Below are 16,785 nucleotides of genomic sequence, written 5' to 3'. Positions count from 1 at the left end.
TTCCAAACCCAATTACCCCTCACGGAAACTGAAACTGGAAGCTTTAGCTTTGGCTGAATCAAATGCGATCGCTACTGATATATTTCCCCGTTAGGGGATTAAAATCGAATCAAATTCTCAGCTTTCGTTGCAAAGTTCTTGAATCACTTGTGAGAACTCTTGGGTCAGAAAGTCACAACCAGTTGCACTATAGACCTGCTGCAACTGTTCGTAAAACCACAAAGTTCCTTCCCTACCAGTTTTGAACTGTTGCCAAATACTGCTGCCATGTTGTCGGAGGTCTGTCAATAATGACCTTGCGTTGTGCAGCTTATCAGCCAAAGACACCCGCCGGAGTGAGGCTGAAGCATGACGCAGATTTTCTAAATACCTTTGCTTGCGCTCTAACCAAGGTGGTTTCGGGTATGTGTCGGATTCGGTACAGCCATCGACTATTGCAACGACCGTTTCACCGAAACGCTGAAGTATTTCCTCGCGGGTGGATTTGCCGCCTTGGTCTTCGACCGCATCGTGCAATAGACCTGCGATCGCTTCTTCTTCAGTGCCGCCAGCTTCTAGTACGAGTGCTGCCACACTCAGTAAATGAGCGATATAAGGGATGCCGCTAATTTTGCGAGTTTGGTTAGCATGAAGACGAGTTGCATAGACTAATGCTTCTTCAAATTTTGCTGTCAACTGTATTGTATTCATGGAAAAATCAATGTTGATGGTAAAGCTGAAATTCTTTGGCTACATCGGCGGCAATACTTTGTCTGAGTTCGTAAGGAAAGAGAACTTCGCATTTAGGCCGCCATGCCCGGAGACGCATTACAATGCCATTATCTTGCTTGCGGTAACACACTTGGTAATAAGCATCTTTTGGTGAACGATTTTTCAAAATTTCTAGTAAAGCCTGTTGTTCTGGTTGTTTAATTTTTTGTTTAATTAAGTTTTGTGCTTGCTGGTAAGAAATTTCTTCAAAAGTTTCATGTCGTTCAGTACCACTAACATAGCGATCGCTAAAATCTTTATCAAACCTGATTAACATTAATTGTGATGGCAAATAAAAATCAAAACCCCAAGCTTTAGACATCTCTACAGCAATGTCATCCGGACTAGGTAGAGTCTGTTTATGATAATGTTTCCGTAAGTTTAGTGGTAGTTGAGAATTTTCCCAATCCAAAGGAATCATTTTTTGAATCCGGTCAAGGCGAAAGTTATACCATTCAGTTTTCTGATCGGGACTTTCGCCGTAAGCACATAAATAAACGGCTCTTTGGAAATAGTAAATACAGACTGGAAAAACTACGCAATGAACCTGACTTTCGAGTTTGGCACTTGCATAAGTCAGTTTAATTGGTGATACTGGAGTTTCTGCCCAAAGTTGACGTAACTGGTATTGCCATTCACCAACTAAGTCAATAGTTATACGGGGAATTACATAATCAACCTTCAAAAAAAAGCGTTGTATACCATTAATTTCGTGAGAGTGATTTTCAACAATTTCTACTAAATCTTCGTGCAGAAAGTTCAGTTCATAAACACCCAGTTTGTTAGATTCAGCTTCATCTTTTGGCGTAAGTGGACGTTGTGGAAACTCGCTGACACGGTAATATTTTTCGTTTTTATAAACCAACCAACCCAAGTCTGCTAGAACTTCTAAATCGCCTTGCAAGGAACGACGAGTTATACCAAACAATCTTCGCTTCAATACTTTTCTAGAATCTGTTATCCCAGTGTGAGCCATCAACGATTCTTGCCATTGGTGAGCAACAATTCCTGTTTGTTCGTTAAATAACCACTGCTGGGTTGTTTTGGCACAAGAACAATCAGGATCGTGCAAGCTTGGAACTTCTTCGCCCTTAGTGTGAGTGGGACTAAAAAATGCGTCTCGCCATTCGGCATAGGTAAACGAATCATTTAAAGCTAAACGTTCTTGACGATTGCCATAGAGAGATCGCAACCATACCCACAATCGAATCGTCCGCAACAGTTTTTGCTTCAGCGAACCGCGTGCTAACCATTGTAGTAATTCAACTTGGGGAGCCTCTTGAAATACTAGTTCAGACACAGCCGAATCTCAATAAATAACTTTCTTTAAGATACAGCCTTTTGGAAGACATAGTTTCCAAGGGCGTGTATGATGTACCAAGCAAATCAAAGCAATGGTGATGTCTACTTACAAAATTGAGATTAAAGACAACTTATTACGAGTTAGTTTTGGCGAACCTGCCCAAAATGACCAGATTGTACGTGATGCCGCCGCCCGGTTAGAGGAAATGGCAGCATCAGGTGAATTAGCAGGAGGGCCGTTGCTTAAGATTAACGGGCCAACTTCTATCCCTGTATCATTTGTTTTAGCACACAAGTTGGCTCACATATACGGGGCAGTTGCTTTTTACGATCCTAAGTTAGGTAAATATGTAATTTCTATCACACATAATCCTAGTTATAAATTGGGAGACTTAATTGATTGATATTTGATGGTTAAACAAATGGGTACTTCTACCAAAATGTTTTATGACAACGTACCACATTAATCTAGAAAATGATTTGTTAAAAGTCAGGTTTGGCAAACCTGCAAATGGCGATCAAATAGTTCAGGATGCAGCGGCTCGTTTAGATCAGATGTTGGCATCAGGCGAACTATCTGGAGGCAAGTTACTGAAAATTGATGGCCCAGCATCTGTTGCTGTTAGTTATCTGATAGCACATAAGATATCTCATCTGTATGGTGCGATCGCAGTCTTCGATCCTAAAATTGGCAAGCCAGGATACAAGGCTTATATTGTTGCTACTACTCACACTCCAGCCTATAAGTTAGGCGAAATTATTGAAACAGATGAACCGTACAAGAGTAAGCCAATTATTAAAGTTGTGCTTTGCGGCCCTCCACAGTCTGGAAAGTCATGTCTGCGTGAAGGTCTAAAGCAAGCCATTACTAATATTCAAGGCGCACCCTATCCTTATGTGATTACAGCTTGTCCTGATGGTGAAGGTGCTTGGTTTTCTGAAGCTGCAAAGCGCGATCCAGATTTAGCCAGAAGGTTGAAAGATGAGTACAAAGCCAAGTTTACGCCAGAGTTTGCAATCAAAGCAGCAAGTTGGGTACGCAGTGCCAACACACCACTCAATATTATTGATGTAGGCGGTAAAATTACTGAAGAAAATCGAGTGATTGTGCGTGAAGCTACTCATGCAGTTATTTTGGCTGGGGAGAAAGGGAAGCAAGAAGTTCCTTTGTGGGAAGAGTTTTGTCGAGATTTAAATGTACAAATCATTGCTAATCTTGATAGCGATTATCAAGGGACAGAAGATAAAATTGTGACGCGATCGCCTTTGTTAAGTGGTAGTATTCATTACCTTGAACGAGGAGAGGATGTTTCCTCACGTCCGATGGTGCAAGCTTTGGCACAGATGTTGGCGGGTTTGTGTAGAGGGTAGCGTTCAATTTAGCAGTGGGAAAAAGTTTTTATGGTGAAAAGTTCTCAAGACGTTGCATTACAAGTGATTCAACAGGCGATCGCTGCCTTAGCTAAATGGGCTAAATTCGATCATCCTTCTCTAAATGATGAGTATCGAGAAGTTAGCAGAGCAAAGCAAATATTAGGCTGGAATGAAAATACAGCAGTTGGAATATTGCGCTTACTGTTTGACAAAGTGAATTTATGTAATGAACTAAAAATAGACATATCGAAGCTAAATTATCATCAACTTAAAGCAATTAATAATGACAATAGTAAATATCCTGATATTCCTTATCCATTAAACTTAGAATCTATTAAAATACAACAGGACGATTTCAAAGTAGAAATTAATCAGACATTTTCAAATTCTTTAAAAGATAACTGGGAAAATTTGCCTTTATTAATGTTGATATTAGACAAATTTGGTTCATGTTTGAGCTTTGGAGAATCTGATGTGGCTTTGGTAGACATGGCAAGAGCTACAGCAGCAGTTGCAGCAGCATTAGTGAATAATTCTGAAGCTGAGAAGATTAGCTTAATTGCTGGGGATTTATCAGGTATTCAAAACTTTATTTATACTATTTCTTCCGATGGTGCGCTTAAATCACTCAGAGCGAGAAGTTTTTATCTTGAATTGGTGACAGAAGAAATTGTACAGCAGCTTTTGGAAGAGTTAGATTTACCGCGCACTAGTATTATCTATGCAGGTGGGGGAAACTTGTACTTATTAGCTGCGGCTAATAAAAAAATAGAGGAACAAGTTAGACAAGTTCAGCATGAATTTAATAAGTGGCTGAAAAATGAATTTCAGAGCAAAGTATTTTTAGCTCTTGACTGTATAAGTTTTTCTACTGTTGACGTAGGAAAGCAAAAATTCTCATATCATTGGAATCAAGTGATTCAGCAACTTAATAAGCAAAAGCAACGTAAGTTTGATGAGCAGATAAATGACTTACTTGCAGTGCGTAATAGTTATGGTGATCGTTGTCGTGTTTGTCATAGAGATGATACTACCGACTTAGAACAGTTAAATCCTGAAGAAGATGATTCTGTTCTTGCTTGCCCGAATTGCCGGGAAATGTTCCAGCTAGGGAGTCAGTTATTTAAAACGAAAGCTGTTGTGCGATCGCGTCATCGTAATATATCTAGTAAGCCGGAAGTAACTTATCTAGTTAATAATTCTCACTACTTTCTTTTTGACCAAGTGCCAACACAGCAGATTCAGAATGATGACATATTGTTTTTAATCAATAACTGGAAAATAAGAGACTATCAGGTATATAACTCTGTACCCCTTTTGTTAGGAAATTATGGTAAAGAAAGTTGTGAAAATCCAGGAAATTTTATCCGTGCTCATGAATTAGCAAAAGAAGCAAGAGGAATCAAAAAAGTTGGTTATCTACGAATGGATGTAGATAATCTAGGAAAAATATTTGCTAAGGGATTGAGTGATAATCACACTTTGCCAAGGCTTGCAGGATTATCACGACAGATGAGTTATTTCTTTAAGGTGTATCTCAATAGTTTAGCGAACAATAGAAAAGAGACTTTACCTAAAAATCCTAAAACCTTAACTCCTGAGACAAATACAGAAAAATTTGCACGACTAAATCTTTTGTTTATTTATGCAGGTGGAGATGATTTATTTGTCAGTGGTGCTTGGGATGAGTTAGTTGAATTTGCTTTCGATGTTTACCAATCTTTTCGAGCCTACACAGGCCATAATCCATATATTACACTATCAGGAGGTATAAGTATTAATGCTATAAAATATCCTCTTTATCAAGCTGCTTCTGATTCAGGTGAATCTGAAAATAAGGCAAAAGCAAATAATCGAGATAGTTTAGCTTTGTTTGGAGAAGCATTTAAATGGGATGAATGGCTGGGTCAAACCAACGTATCAACAGATAATATCAAAGTTATTGCAGAATCTAAATTATACATTAGTAAAAAAGAGCATCTGGAATTATTTGGAATTTTGCCCTTTGTAAAGAACTTATTGAATCATCCAGATTTAGGATATCCTCAAAGTTTTATTCGTAATCTTTGGGTAACGGCTGAAGTTCAAGAATTAGCATTACAGGAAGCAAGAGAAGAGCAAAAAAATGATGTTAAATATTTCCTACATTTACCGAAGTTAGCTTATGCTATGTCAAAATTGTCTCAAAAATTACGCAACTATGAAGATTTTGTACCTATTCGGCAGTCTTTTATGAGTCCATATAATGCGCCTTATTTTCGGGCGATCGCCACTTGGATTGAACTACTTACTCGCTCACAAAATTTATGAATCAAAAGTCTGATAAACTAAATTCCAATTTACAACCTAGCCCAAAAAAACAAATCACCATTCCGACTAGTTCGGAAGTTCAGATAGATGAAAATATTACTACTAGGATGGTTAAAAAGATTAACAAACTAACTGGTGGTCTAAATGAATACAAAACTCGTGATTTAGTAGAAGACTCGGAAGAACTTGGAAGAGAGCTTGCTAAAAAGTTAAAAACTACGCAAATCCGTAAATTTCTAGATACTGTAAACCGACTCAAAGCTCAACTGGCTGATAAAGGTTTTACTGAAGAAATCAAATCAGAAATAATACTTCTGCGACCCAAACTTGCTTATGCTGCTGCTCGACAACCCGGTTCGATGGATTCACTTCAACAAGTTTTAGAAGCAGCTATTAAGAAAATTGAATATTTAGACGATTTTAATCGATTTGTCCAACTAATTGAATCAATTATTGCTTATCACAAAGCATCAGGAGGAAGAGAACAGTGACTAGCTCGACAAAGAATAATCAACAAAAACCATTACTTGGAAAATTACGTCTCACCAGCACACTCCTTGTAGAAACTGGTCTTCATATTGGTGGTGGTGGGGAAAATCTTAACATCGGCGGATTGGATAAACCTGTAATTCGTGACCCAATGACTCGTTACCCTTACTTACCAGGATCATCCATTAAAGGTAAACTACGCTCAATTTTGGAACGCTTACTGAATAAACCTATAAATCGTAAAGGTAGTCGTGACACTTATCGCTATGAAAGTGATGATTTAGAAGATGGTTATACAGAAATTAATGGACAAGATATTCCATATGAAGGCGCTCGTCATTGTCAACTTAGCCGTATATTTGGTTCTACAGGTGGGCCAGGAAGTGGAGCAAAAACTTGGATCAAAACTTCTATCGTCAAAGCTCAATGTTTAGAAGAAAATGGCACGAAAACTATTAATGGAGAAAGTTACACCAGCACTAAAGGCCGAAATGCACCAGCTCGACTTATTGTTCGTGATAGCCATCTTTTACCAGACTCAGCTACAAAATTGAAGAAAATTGACACTGGGTTATATATGACCGAGTGGAAGTTCGAGAATGGCTTGGATCGAATTACAGCAGCAGCTAACCCAAGACAACTAGAACGAGTACCAGCAGGTTCAGAGTTTCACTTTGAACTTGTTTATACGGTCGAGGATGCTCATCAAGCTATCGAGGATTTAAAGAACTTAGCGATCGCAATTGCCATATTAGAGGACGACGCTTTAGGCGGACATGGCTCCAGAGGTTACGGCAAAGTCAAATTTCATAACTTTCAATTTTATTACCATGATGTAGAACAATACCGCCAGATTACTAATACTGGAGGAAGTTCATCAAGTCCTATTTCTTTAGGTAATACCTCAGAACTATTAAGCAGATTTAGCGAAATTCAAAATCTACTACCAGGGAGTTAAAAAGTGAGTATCTGGAAGTTAGTCAAACTGAAATTTGGACGAAATGTTGCCCACTTTGGTGAACTGGGTATTGGTATGGAAGGAACTAATGAACGAGTTCTATCTGATACGCTATTTTCTGCTTGGATAAGTAGCTATGCAAAATTGTTTGGTAAAGATGCTGCTACACGCTTCCTAGATAAATTCAACTCTCAACCAGAACCACCATTTCGGCTGAGTTCCACATTTATTTATCAGGGAACAGGAGAGAACACAACATATTACCTACCGCGTCCTTTAAAATTTCCTCCTAACTATCCAGTTGGAAATGATTTAGACTTTATCAAAGCTTACAAGCCTTTGAAGTATTTGCCTTTAGATATTTGGCAACGTTGGTATCAAGGAAGTGGATTTTCAGACAGTGAAGAACTGAAAGCAAAAATCAAAGGTAGTGCTAACGGAGAATTATTTCAAAAAGGTACTTTCGAGTATAGTAAATCCTTTGAAATCAGCAAAGTTCCTAAAATTGCTGTTGATAGAGTTACTAGAGCAACTAATATTTACCAAACAGGATTTGTGCAGTATCAATGGGAAGCCAGCCAGAAAGAATTTGAAGAAGTTGAAAGCTTATCAGGTTTATACTTTCTTGTTCATTTTGCTGAACCAAATTTAGAAAATATTTTCTTTGCTGTTTTATATTTTATGGGCAGCGAAGGTATCGGTGGTGAACGTTCCAGCGGTGCTGGACAATTCAAAGTAGAGCAAACAGAATTAACTAAGGCTTGGAAACAATTACTTAATTTCAAGGATGCAAATCATCACTGTTTAATTAGCTTATTTTGGCAGCATCCTTTACCTAAAGAAAATTTAAATCATGCAAGTTATGAACTTCAAAAAAGAGGTGGTTGGCTTGCTTCTCCCGTCTCTGATGGCCGACAGTTGCGACGTAAATCAGTACAAATGTTTACAGAAGGTTCTGTCTTTTCTGTCACTCCTCAAGGACAGCTTGCAAATGTAACTCCTGATAATAAATCTGGAAAATTTTTAGACCACAAAGTTTACCGCAGTGGCATTAGTTTGAGTTTACCCATTAAAGTGGAGAAGGAATAATTATGATTGCTTCTAATCTTATTCTCTCCAAACCAGAAGTATATGAAAGTAAGCAAATTCAACTCACTAGTCCGATATTACATATTGGCAGTGCTGTATCTAAATTGAGTCGATTTGAGTATGTAGCCACAAGCAAGCGAGTGTATCTCCCTAACCCGGAAGTGCTTGCGAAAGCTTTTCAACAACAAGGTCGTTTGAATGAATATATTCGTCGCATTGAGAATCAAGAAGATCTTAATACCTTACTACAAGCAACATTTGGAGATGACTGGGAGAATGCTTGTGACTCGAATAAAGAAGCTATTTTTCCCAAGCATACAAGTAGCTTGAGATGGACACAGCAGAAAATTACTGACCTTCGTCCGATGATTCGTAATGGTTTTGGGCAATTGTATATTCCTGGTTCATCTATTAAGGGAGCAATTAGAACAGCTATTGCTTACCACTTACTCAAACATGCAGATAAATATGAGTTATCAAGAACACAACAACTGAGTGAGATTGAAAAGAAACTGCATGAAACTATGGCGCAAATTAGACAACGCCCTAAATTTGCAGATGACAAACTTTTAATGGATGCCCTTTTTTCTGAATTTAATCTCATTTATCAAGGTAAGGATGCACTTGGTAAAACTAGTCTACAAAATCTAGACTTTATGAGGGTTATTCAAGTCACAGATTCTGAGCCTCTTATAGAAATAAGAGTGACTAATAAACAGGGAAGACCACATTTTTATAATCTTCCTGTTACAACAGAAGTAATAATTATCAGCCATTGGGAAGGTGGTAAAGCAAAATATAAGGCTCCCATTTACACCGAGATGGTGCGAAGTGTGAAAACTAAATTCACAATTAGCCTGAATAAAACTATGCTGTCTTGCTTTACTCCAAAAAACAAAATTCCTTTTGAAACAATTGATGATATTCTGTCAATTTGTCAGGAATTTGCTCAAGACCAGTGGGATGAAGAACATTTTTATTGGAAAGGCATTAAAAATAATCCAAATGCTAAAGATACTAATCAGCAACCAATAAGTTTAGATTTTGATAATATTCGAGACTTTTACCAACCTGAAGTCTGTTCTTATAACCTAAGAATAGGTTGGGCAAGTGGTATGAATGGCACAACAGTTAATTTATTATTTCATCCGGAATTGAGAAAAGAAATTCGTGATAATTGCAGTCCTAGAAAAGCTCCTGATTTTGAAGCTCCAAAGTCTCGGCGAGTTGTAGCTTTATCAAGTCGAGAAATTAAGTTTATACCAGGATGGGTAAAATTTCAGGAAGTGTAGCTATGCTAATTCGCTCTAGTTGGACTTTAACTGTATGTGAACCTACTGTATTACCACGTGCATACAGTTTAGAATTAGTCAAATACTTGCACCAGTGTATGGGTTTAGAAGTAGGAAATGAGACAATTCCATCTGTCACTTATTCAGGGATTTTAGGATTTTATTCAGTATCAGGTAACTTTATAACTTTTCGCCCTAATGAATTTTATCAACTAGCACTTTGTGGTTTACAAGAAAAAGCAGCAAAAGCAATATCTACTCTTGAATTATCTCTCTCTCTAGAATTTCTCGGTGCTAAGTTTAATATTCTCAACCGTGAAGAAGAAATAACCAGCTATGAAGAAGTATACACAACTTTGGTGGCAAATGAGCCAGAACCATTAAGAAGATATGACTTGCAATTTATTACCCCTACTGCTTTTACTCAGAGCGGAACAAACTTACCTTTACCAGTACCAACCTTAATGTTCCGTAGTTGGTTAGAACGTTGGAATCATTTTGCACCTGTTTACTTAGGCAGTGATGAATTAATCGCTTACCTTAGCAATGCAGTCATGGTTAAAAATCATAAAATTCAAACACGAACTTGGCAATTACAGCGAGGTTTTGTGAATGGCTTTGTTGGTGATGTAACTTTACAAGTTTTCAACCGTGCTGATCCCTTACTTGCTAATGTTGCTCATTTATTAGTTCAATACGCACGATTTGCTGGTACTGGCATAAAAACTCGGTTGGGAATGGGACAGACATTAATTGGGAAATCAAAGAAGGAACAATGAGAAAAATTATTACATTTTTAGGAGTACAAGCAAAAAAAACTACATATAGTTTTGAAGGAGTAAATTATAATGGAGAAGTTTTTGCAGAAGCTCTACATCAATTTTGCACATATGACTCCATGTTAGTCTGTGTTACAAGTGAAGCTAAAAAAAAGACTTTTCCTATTCTAGAAAAATTAGAGGATGAACGCATAGAAGCCATTGATATACCCAATGGTGAGACTACAGAAGAAATGTGGGAAACATTTAAAGCCATTACTGACAGAGTAAATGAAAATGATAATGTAATATTTGATATTACTCATGGCTTACGTTCTTTACCATTTTTAGTATTTTTATTTGCAGCATACCTTAAAGCAGCTAAAGACGTAACAATTGAAGCTATTTACTATGGAGCTTGGGAATTAGGATTTTCCAATAATGGAATAGCTCCTGTCATTAACTTATCAGAATTTGTAAGTATGCTTGATTGGATTACAGCAACCGATCAATTTACTCAAACTGGTGATGCACAGCGACTTGCTAGATTACTTAATCCAGATGGTAAAGCTAGTAATATAACTAAAAAAGCTGCAACAACACTTTCTGAGGTTTCTCTCGCTACACTTCTTTGTCAACCATTACAGTTAGCCACCAAAGCTCAAAGTCTTGAATCTGACTTGTTAAAAGCACAAGAACAACTACAGTTGACAGCACCACCATTTGAAATGCTTAGGCAACGTATTACTGATACCTTTGGTAATTTTATAAGCGATTTCCAGAAAGACACTAAAAAAGCATTAGAATCTCAGTTTCGTCTAATTATTTGGTATCAAAATAATAATCGTCTAATTGAGGCAATGACTTTAGCTCGTGAGTGGCTAATTAACGCCGTTACTTACCGTCTGGGTCTGCCATTTACTCTAAAAATTAGCACTCGCGAAAAGTTGATTGCTAGAGCTATTTCTGGTTTAGAAATGGTCAGCCGTGATGACCTTACAGTTGAAGAACTAAATGAATATGGAAGAATAATTTATGATACCTGGACTGAAAAAGATAATTTAATTCAGTTATGGAATTTTCTTCAACCGGTGCGGAATGGTTTGGATCATGCTGGACATCAAGATGGAGCTATGTCTATTAGTAAAATTGTCAAGACAGCTAACGAGAAAATTAAACCACTTCTTATTAATCTTGCAATAACTTGGGAACTTGAAAACTGTTATTAGTTTAAATATAACTTAGTGCTACTTTCAAGATGCCACGGTTGAACTATTTAGAGTTTTAAAGATTAAATAGCAATCGTACCTCCTTATACCCCCTCCAACCATTACTCTTCCTTCTCCATCTGTGCCCTCACCCATTCCCTAATTGCTTGTCGGAAAACCCGTCTTCCTGCCATGCGGTATCTTTCAATTAGTGAAAAATTTTCTTGAATATTCAAATTAGGAAACACTAAACTTGTTTCTGTTTGGATATATTCTTCACCTTGCAATTGGTAAATTTTCATGACTCCAGAGTCGTAAGACCAAATCTCAGGTACACCTAACCTTGCGTAGATGGGAAACCTATCTAATGATTTACTAGTAACATCAATTTCTAAAGCTAAATCAGAGGGTGGGTCTTGATTCAAATCAAACTTGAGCTTGCCTCGAATTAAAGCTTCATTTTGAAAATAAAAACAATTATCAGATTCTATCCCAGCCTTTTTTAGTTCTCGCTTCCAGGTAGTTGAGCCGTAACACTCGTAATCTAGCTCTAAAACTTCTGCCGTATCTTTGATGATGTCACCAATTATTTCCTTGTAATATTCGTGTTCTGGTAATGGAGTCATAATCTCTAAAGTGCCATCATCGTAAGCTATCCTAGCTGCTCGGTTTGCACCTAAATCTACTAATAAATTCTCAAATTGTTGCCAACTGATATTATGGAGAACTACCCGGTCAGCGCGACGATCAATTAACAGCATAATTCCTCGCAACCTCAGTGAGCCATCATTACTAGTCGGTAATTATTGAGAAATCAAGTAGATTTTCAAAACCTGACTATTATCACAATTCATCCTAATTTATTCTATCAATGATGATTGATGAATACTTCCAAACCTTAACTACCTTCCCCCCACGGAACTTTCAACGAGAAGCGATCGCTAAACTACTCAATCAGCAAGACATTCTCCTTCGCGCACCCACAGGTTCAGGGAAAACTGAAACAGCGATCGCGCCTTTTCTTTTCGCCAAACATCTCAAGCTCGACTTTCCCAACAAACTTATCTACGTTGTTCCCCTGCGTACTCTAGCCAATAGCCTCCGCCAACGTGCTGAAACTTTAGTTGCAAACTGGGAAAAAGCTTATCCATCATACCATTCCCCCATAGTAACTCTGCAAACAGGAGAAAACCCAGAAGACCCGCGTTTTGAAGGTGATATCGTTTTTTGTACCATTGACCAGATGTTGAGCAGCTTCCTCAATATTCCCTACTCAGTCGGTCGTGGTTCTGCCAATGTTAACTCAGGAGCAATTTTCGCTTCCTACTTAGTGTTTGACGAATTACACCTGCTCGACCCAGACCGTTCTTTCGCTACAGTTTTGAAAGTATTGCAACAGGTCAAAGGTATTGCACCATTTTTACTGATGACTGCCACACTCACAAATGAACTTGCAACTCAAATAAAAGATTTGGTTGATTAGTCATGAAAATTATTCAAATTGAAGATGCAGACTTACAGGCGATAGAAGGCGAACGCTGCCGTACCTTCCAAGCTGTATCTCGTCCGCTTAATGCTTCGGTTATCCTAGACGATATTCGAGCTTATGGGCGAAAACGAGTGATGATCATCTGTAACACAGTCTCTCAGGCTCAGGGATTATTCAGGGATTTAGAAGAACTAAACCACAATGAGAGATTGCACGTTACACTGCTGCATTCTAGATTCCTGTCAGAACACCGCGCCCAAAAAGAAACCAATCTCAAAGCTATATTTGCTCAAGACTGGAAAGACGATGGCGATTGCTATGTTTTGATTTCCACCCAAGTAATTGAAGCGGGAATCAACATTACCTGCCAAGTCATGCACACTCAACTTTGTCCGATGAACTCACTGTTGCAACGGGCAGGACGATGCGCCCGGTTTCGAGGTGAGCGAGGAGAAGTTTTTATTTATCCTACAGTAGAAGTCAATCCAGCTTCTACTGTCATAGCGATCGCAGATTTAGAAGAAGATGAATCCGAACCCGAAAAGCAAAGTTTTCTGCCTTATCCTAAAGAAACTTGCGAACTAACATGGCAAGTTTTAGAAGCACACACTCAATCTGCACAAGCCAACGAAAATGTCGGATTTCGTACTGAAGAAGCTTGGATTAATCGAGTTCATACAACAGAAGATTTATTGCAACAACAGCGCCGACAAAATAATCAAATGCAGTTTGAACAACATTTTGAAGCTGCATATTTTCGAGGATGCCAATCTGCTGCCAGCGAGTTAATTCGCTCGGTAGATAACCGCAGTTTGTTTACTTGGGAACAAACGCCGATGATTGATATTGAAGCAGAAATCATCGATCCCCGAAAGCTACTGGCTTTTTCAGTACCGATTTCCACTCTTTGCAAAGCCTGGAGAGAATTTCAAAGTGCAGGTTTTGGAGCAGATTGGCTCTTCCAGCGAATTGAATTTCCAAAGAAAAAATCTGAAACCTACAGTCAACCTGTTTGTACTTCGATTACATCACGTGAAGCGCTCATTTGCAGTATTCAGATTTTGATCAATCCCCGCTATCTCTACTATGACAAACACATAGGATTACTAATTGGCATCAATGAGTTCGGTAATGGTTTTGCATCACCGCCAAAACCGCAACGCTTCATTAAAAATGAGTACCGCTACCACATGGATACTTATGTGGGTCACTTGGGCTGTATGTGGACTTGTTGGTATAAATCATTTACAACTACCCGCTTAAAAAATGGTGAACTTGAAAAAATTAGCAATGGGGAGCCTAAAAAAACTGTTTATAGCAGTGTTCGAGATGAGCTTTTAAAAACAGGAGGACAATTAATTAAAAGCAAAATCTTTCCCCAAATCCAACAGCAGCAAGCAGAAGCATTATTTGAATTACTGGTATTGTTAGCTATCTTCACTCACGACTTAGGCAAACTTCAAACTAAATGGCAGAAAGTTATGCGGGGATGGCAACTGGAAGCTAAAAAATTCCAAGCCAAAGACCCTAAAACATACTTACTGGCGCACACCGACTACAATCCAGAGTCCCAGGAGCAAAAAGCTGCGCTTAAGAACTACGAGAAAAAACATAAGCGTCCCAACCACGCTGTTGAAAGTGCATATTTAGCTCAAGATATTCTGAATCAATCCTTAGTCCCCCTACTACAGGATTATTTTTCTGCTGATAAAGAACAGATTCAGTACATACGGCACACAGTCATACTGGCCGCAGGCCGCCATCACTCTGCTTGGGCTGGGGGATGGCAAGAATCAGACTTAAGTACAAGCAAAACTATACAGCTACACCCTCAAGCGCAAGAAGCGATCGCTCAAAGTTGGAAAACGATGCTGCGGTATCTGCCCCCTACTTTATTTTTACCGCCAGCCAATCTCAGCAAAAATATTTATACTGTCAAACAAAAATTTGAATTGAACCGATTTACTACTGACCAAATTGAGTATTTGCAACTTTATTTACTGGTGGTCAGAGCTTTAAGACTGTGCGATCAGCGTTCAGTACAACTGCATAATACATAGCTTTAAAGCTGTTGGAATACTCCTCTTCCAACGGGGTATAGAATCATATTCAGTTCACCCCACATTCCGCAGGTGAGTTAAGAAAGAAGATAATATTTTCGACAAGGAGCACCAAAAAACTGGAGAATCCATTGCCTTTCCTGAGTTAAGTTGGTAATTTGCTTGATTTGAGCGACAGTAACCAAATGAATGGACATAAAACATTGAAACACCCAACGTAAGGTAGGAGTAGAAGTTGGTTTACCTAACTGATTATCAATAGTTTTTTTTGCTCGTTCTAAGGCTTGACGTAAAGCTCTTTGACCCAGACTATAAACAAGCAGGCACAAACCCATAACCATTGCTAATGCAGCAACTCGCTCAGTCGAATTCAGGAATACACTGGAAGTAAAAAATAAAGGGTCTTTGAGAAATCGAAAACCGCGCTCAGTAGACTGCTGTGCCTTGTATTCACGTAAAACATCGTCATCGCTGAGTTCTTCAGCATCGAGGACATTGGTCGCTAGAATAAATCTTCCGGCTCGTTTGGTTTCAATGGCTATTGCTATTTCTTTGGGTTTTAGGGTGGCATCAACTTGGTAGTAAAAGCTGGGGGAAGCATCCTTACTAGGTCTACCACGTTTAGTGTGTTTTTTTACCTCATGAACCTGGATATGAGCCAGTTGATGTAAGGGCAACTTAGAACTGAGCCGTTGTGCAGCAATCAGAGCATCTTTTGAGCAAGCAAATTCTTGGTTTAGTAACTGCCGAAGTTCGGATTGGGCAAGTGATAACTTTTTAATCAAAGCTTTTTCTAACTGCTTGAGGTCAGCTTCTTTTCTGGCTTGACTTTCAACAACTAACCACGACTGTCTGACACCGCCATATTCACTACAACTTGGTGCAATTCGATATCCAGGTATTGCGCTGTCATTAAATGCATCTGCTGGCATCTCCTCTAACAGCATTTTTGCAGCAGTTAAGGTAGCTGGAACTCTCGATACCCAACGAAGATGTTTTATTTGTTGCAAGTTTTCTTCCGTATAAAGTGCGGCATCTGCAACAAACACAGAATCTATTTGCCACTGACGCTGAAAATCAGCGATGATGGTGGCAAACATTGCTGAGTCTGATTCATTACCGTCTGCGACCCTCAGATACAAGGGAATATCTCCATCCCCACTGCACATTAAGTCTAGGATAAATTGTTTCAAGTCTGGGCGGTGATCTCTTGAATAGCCATAGGTAATTTCGATACCTCCTGGTTCCGCGTTCTCTGCTGTTGTGTTGTTTATGTAATCCCCATCAACGTGGAATGAACTTGAATCGAGGTGCAGGCTGTCCATTTTGACCCCAAATTTACGTGCTGCACAAAGCGCCACTGTCACAAATACTTCGGTTAATCCCGCCTCATATAATTTGTCCAATACTCGACCTAAACGGTCATCGTTTAAGTGTTCTGCACGTATCCCTTCTCCTAAAAGATGCTCTGTCGCTTTGCCAACGAAAAACTTTTCAAACAAATATAATGGCGCACTCACGAACCCAAGTCCATTTAACACCATTGCTTTTACTACTTGACCTGAACTAATGATTTCTTGAGAGTGAGTTCCCAGCAATCTGTTAATTTGTTCTACTAGATTCATCTCATCACATATGCCTGCGATTATGCCGCAGTGGTCAATATCTTGTACTCTGATATCTAATGGTGATGCTGTCATACTTCT

General features: G+C 38.7%; 15 protein-coding genes and 1 CRISPR repeat array (1 of these 16 running past the window's edge). Of the genes, 11 read left to right on the top strand and 4 right to left on the bottom strand.

All coding sequences use genetic code 11. The features are described 5' to 3' along the window. Window positions 1–35: a CRISPR direct-repeat array (repeat unit 37 nt) (it extends 1,775 nt beyond the left edge of the window). A gap of 82 nt (window positions 36–117) precedes the next feature. Next, the gene (locus RMY31_RS22240; protein ID WP_322661663.1) at window positions 118–690 is read right to left on the bottom strand and encodes an HD domain-containing protein; all 573 of its coding nucleotides are present in this window, start codon (window positions 688–690) and stop codon (window positions 118–120) included. A gap of 7 nt (window positions 691–697) precedes the next feature. Beyond that, a complete protein-coding gene (locus tag RMY31_RS22235; RefSeq protein ID WP_322661662.1) occupies window positions 698–2,050 on the bottom strand; it encodes a TIGR03985 family CRISPR-associated protein in 1,353 nt (450 codons plus the stop codon). A gap of 100 nt (window positions 2,051–2,150) precedes the next feature. Between RMY31_RS22235 and RMY31_RS22230 the strand changes: the two genes are divergently transcribed. Genes RMY31_RS22230 through csx2 form a run of 9 tightly spaced genes read left to right on the top strand, consistent with a single transcriptional unit; the run spans window position 2,151 to window position 11,551 of the window. Further along, a complete protein-coding gene (locus RMY31_RS22230; RefSeq protein ID WP_322661660.1) occupies window positions 2,151–2,456 on the top strand; it encodes a CRISPR-associated protein Csx3 in 306 nt (101 codons plus the stop codon). A 43-nt stretch (window positions 2,457–2,499) separates the two neighbouring features. Then, window positions 2,500–3,423: a CRISPR-associated protein Csx3 gene (locus RMY31_RS22225; RefSeq protein WP_322661658.1), complete on the top strand. Its 924-nt coding sequence runs from the start codon at window positions 2,500–2,502 to the stop codon at window positions 3,421–3,423. 30 nt (window positions 3,424–3,453) lie between these two features. Continuing rightward, window positions 3,454–5,736 (top strand): type III-A CRISPR-associated protein Cas10/Csm1, encoded by a 2,283-nt coding sequence (gene cas10, locus RMY31_RS22220; protein ID WP_322661656.1) that lies wholly within the window; start codon window positions 3,454–3,456, stop codon window positions 5,734–5,736. Continuing rightward, window positions 5,733–6,227 (top strand): type III-A CRISPR-associated protein Csm2, encoded by a 495-nt coding sequence (gene csm2 / locus RMY31_RS22215; protein WP_322661654.1) that lies wholly within the window; start codon window positions 5,733–5,735, stop codon window positions 6,225–6,227. Before cas10 ends, csm2 begins: the two co-directional genes overlap by 4 nt. Continuing rightward, a complete protein-coding gene (gene csm3 / locus RMY31_RS22210; protein ID WP_322661653.1) occupies window positions 6,224–7,183 on the top strand; it encodes a type III-A CRISPR-associated RAMP protein Csm3 in 960 nt (319 codons plus the stop codon). Before csm2 ends, csm3 begins: the two co-directional genes overlap by 4 nt. Before the next feature lie 3 nt (window positions 7,184–7,186). Further along, entirely contained in the window at window positions 7,187–8,272 is a 1,086-nt protein-coding gene (csm4, locus tag RMY31_RS22205) for a type III-A CRISPR-associated RAMP protein Csm4 (RefSeq protein ID WP_322661651.1), read from the top strand. A 2-nt stretch (window positions 8,273–8,274) separates the two neighbouring features. Then, a complete protein-coding gene (gene csm5 / locus RMY31_RS22200; protein WP_322661648.1) occupies window positions 8,275–9,564 on the top strand; it encodes a type III-A CRISPR-associated RAMP protein Csm5 in 1,290 nt (429 codons plus the stop codon). Window positions 9,565–9,566: 2 nt separating this feature from the next. Then, window positions 9,567–10,343, top strand: coding sequence for a CRISPR system precrRNA processing endoribonuclease RAMP protein Cas6 (gene cas6 / locus RMY31_RS22195; protein WP_322661646.1), 777 nt, complete (start codon window positions 9,567–9,569; stop codon window positions 10,341–10,343). Continuing rightward, window positions 10,340–11,551 carry a TIGR02221 family CRISPR-associated protein gene (gene csx2 / locus RMY31_RS22190; RefSeq protein ID WP_322661643.1) on the top strand — a complete coding sequence of 404 codons (1,212 nt, stop codon included), beginning with the start codon at window positions 10,340–10,342 and terminating at the stop codon, window positions 11,549–11,551. The genes cas6 and csx2 overlap by 4 nt, the downstream gene beginning before the upstream one ends. Before the next feature lie 101 nt (window positions 11,552–11,652). On the opposite strand, the gene RMY31_RS22185 is transcribed toward csx2, so the two are convergent. Further along, a complete protein-coding gene (locus tag RMY31_RS22185; protein WP_322661641.1) occupies window positions 11,653–12,291 on the bottom strand; it encodes a Uma2 family endonuclease in 639 nt (212 codons plus the stop codon). Window positions 12,292–12,401: 110 nt separating this feature from the next. Between RMY31_RS22185 and RMY31_RS22180 the strand changes: the two genes are divergently transcribed. Further along, a complete protein-coding gene (locus RMY31_RS22180; protein WP_322661640.1) occupies window positions 12,402–13,013 on the top strand; it encodes a DEAD/DEAH box helicase in 612 nt (203 codons plus the stop codon). 2 nt (window positions 13,014–13,015) lie between these two features. Beyond that, window positions 13,016–15,079 (top strand): CRISPR-associated helicase Cas3', encoded by a 2,064-nt coding sequence (gene cas3, locus RMY31_RS22175; protein ID WP_322661638.1) that lies wholly within the window; start codon window positions 13,016–13,018, stop codon window positions 15,077–15,079. Window positions 15,080–15,156: 77 nt separating this feature from the next. Here the strand turns inward: cas3 and RMY31_RS22170 are convergent, their stop codons facing one another. After that, entirely contained in the window at window positions 15,157–16,779 is a 1,623-nt protein-coding gene (locus RMY31_RS22170; protein WP_409878186.1) for an IS1634 family transposase, read from the bottom strand. Between the last annotated feature and the right edge of the window lie 6 nt (window positions 16,780–16,785).

It is taken from the genome of Dendronalium sp. ChiSLP03b (assembly GCF_034531165.2).
Taxonomy (GTDB): Bacteria; Cyanobacteriota; Cyanobacteriia; order Cyanobacteriales; family Nostocaceae; genus Dendronalium; species Dendronalium minutum.
Note: the sequence above shows the minus strand (reverse complement) of the source record. Positions and strands in the feature narration are given on the sequence as shown.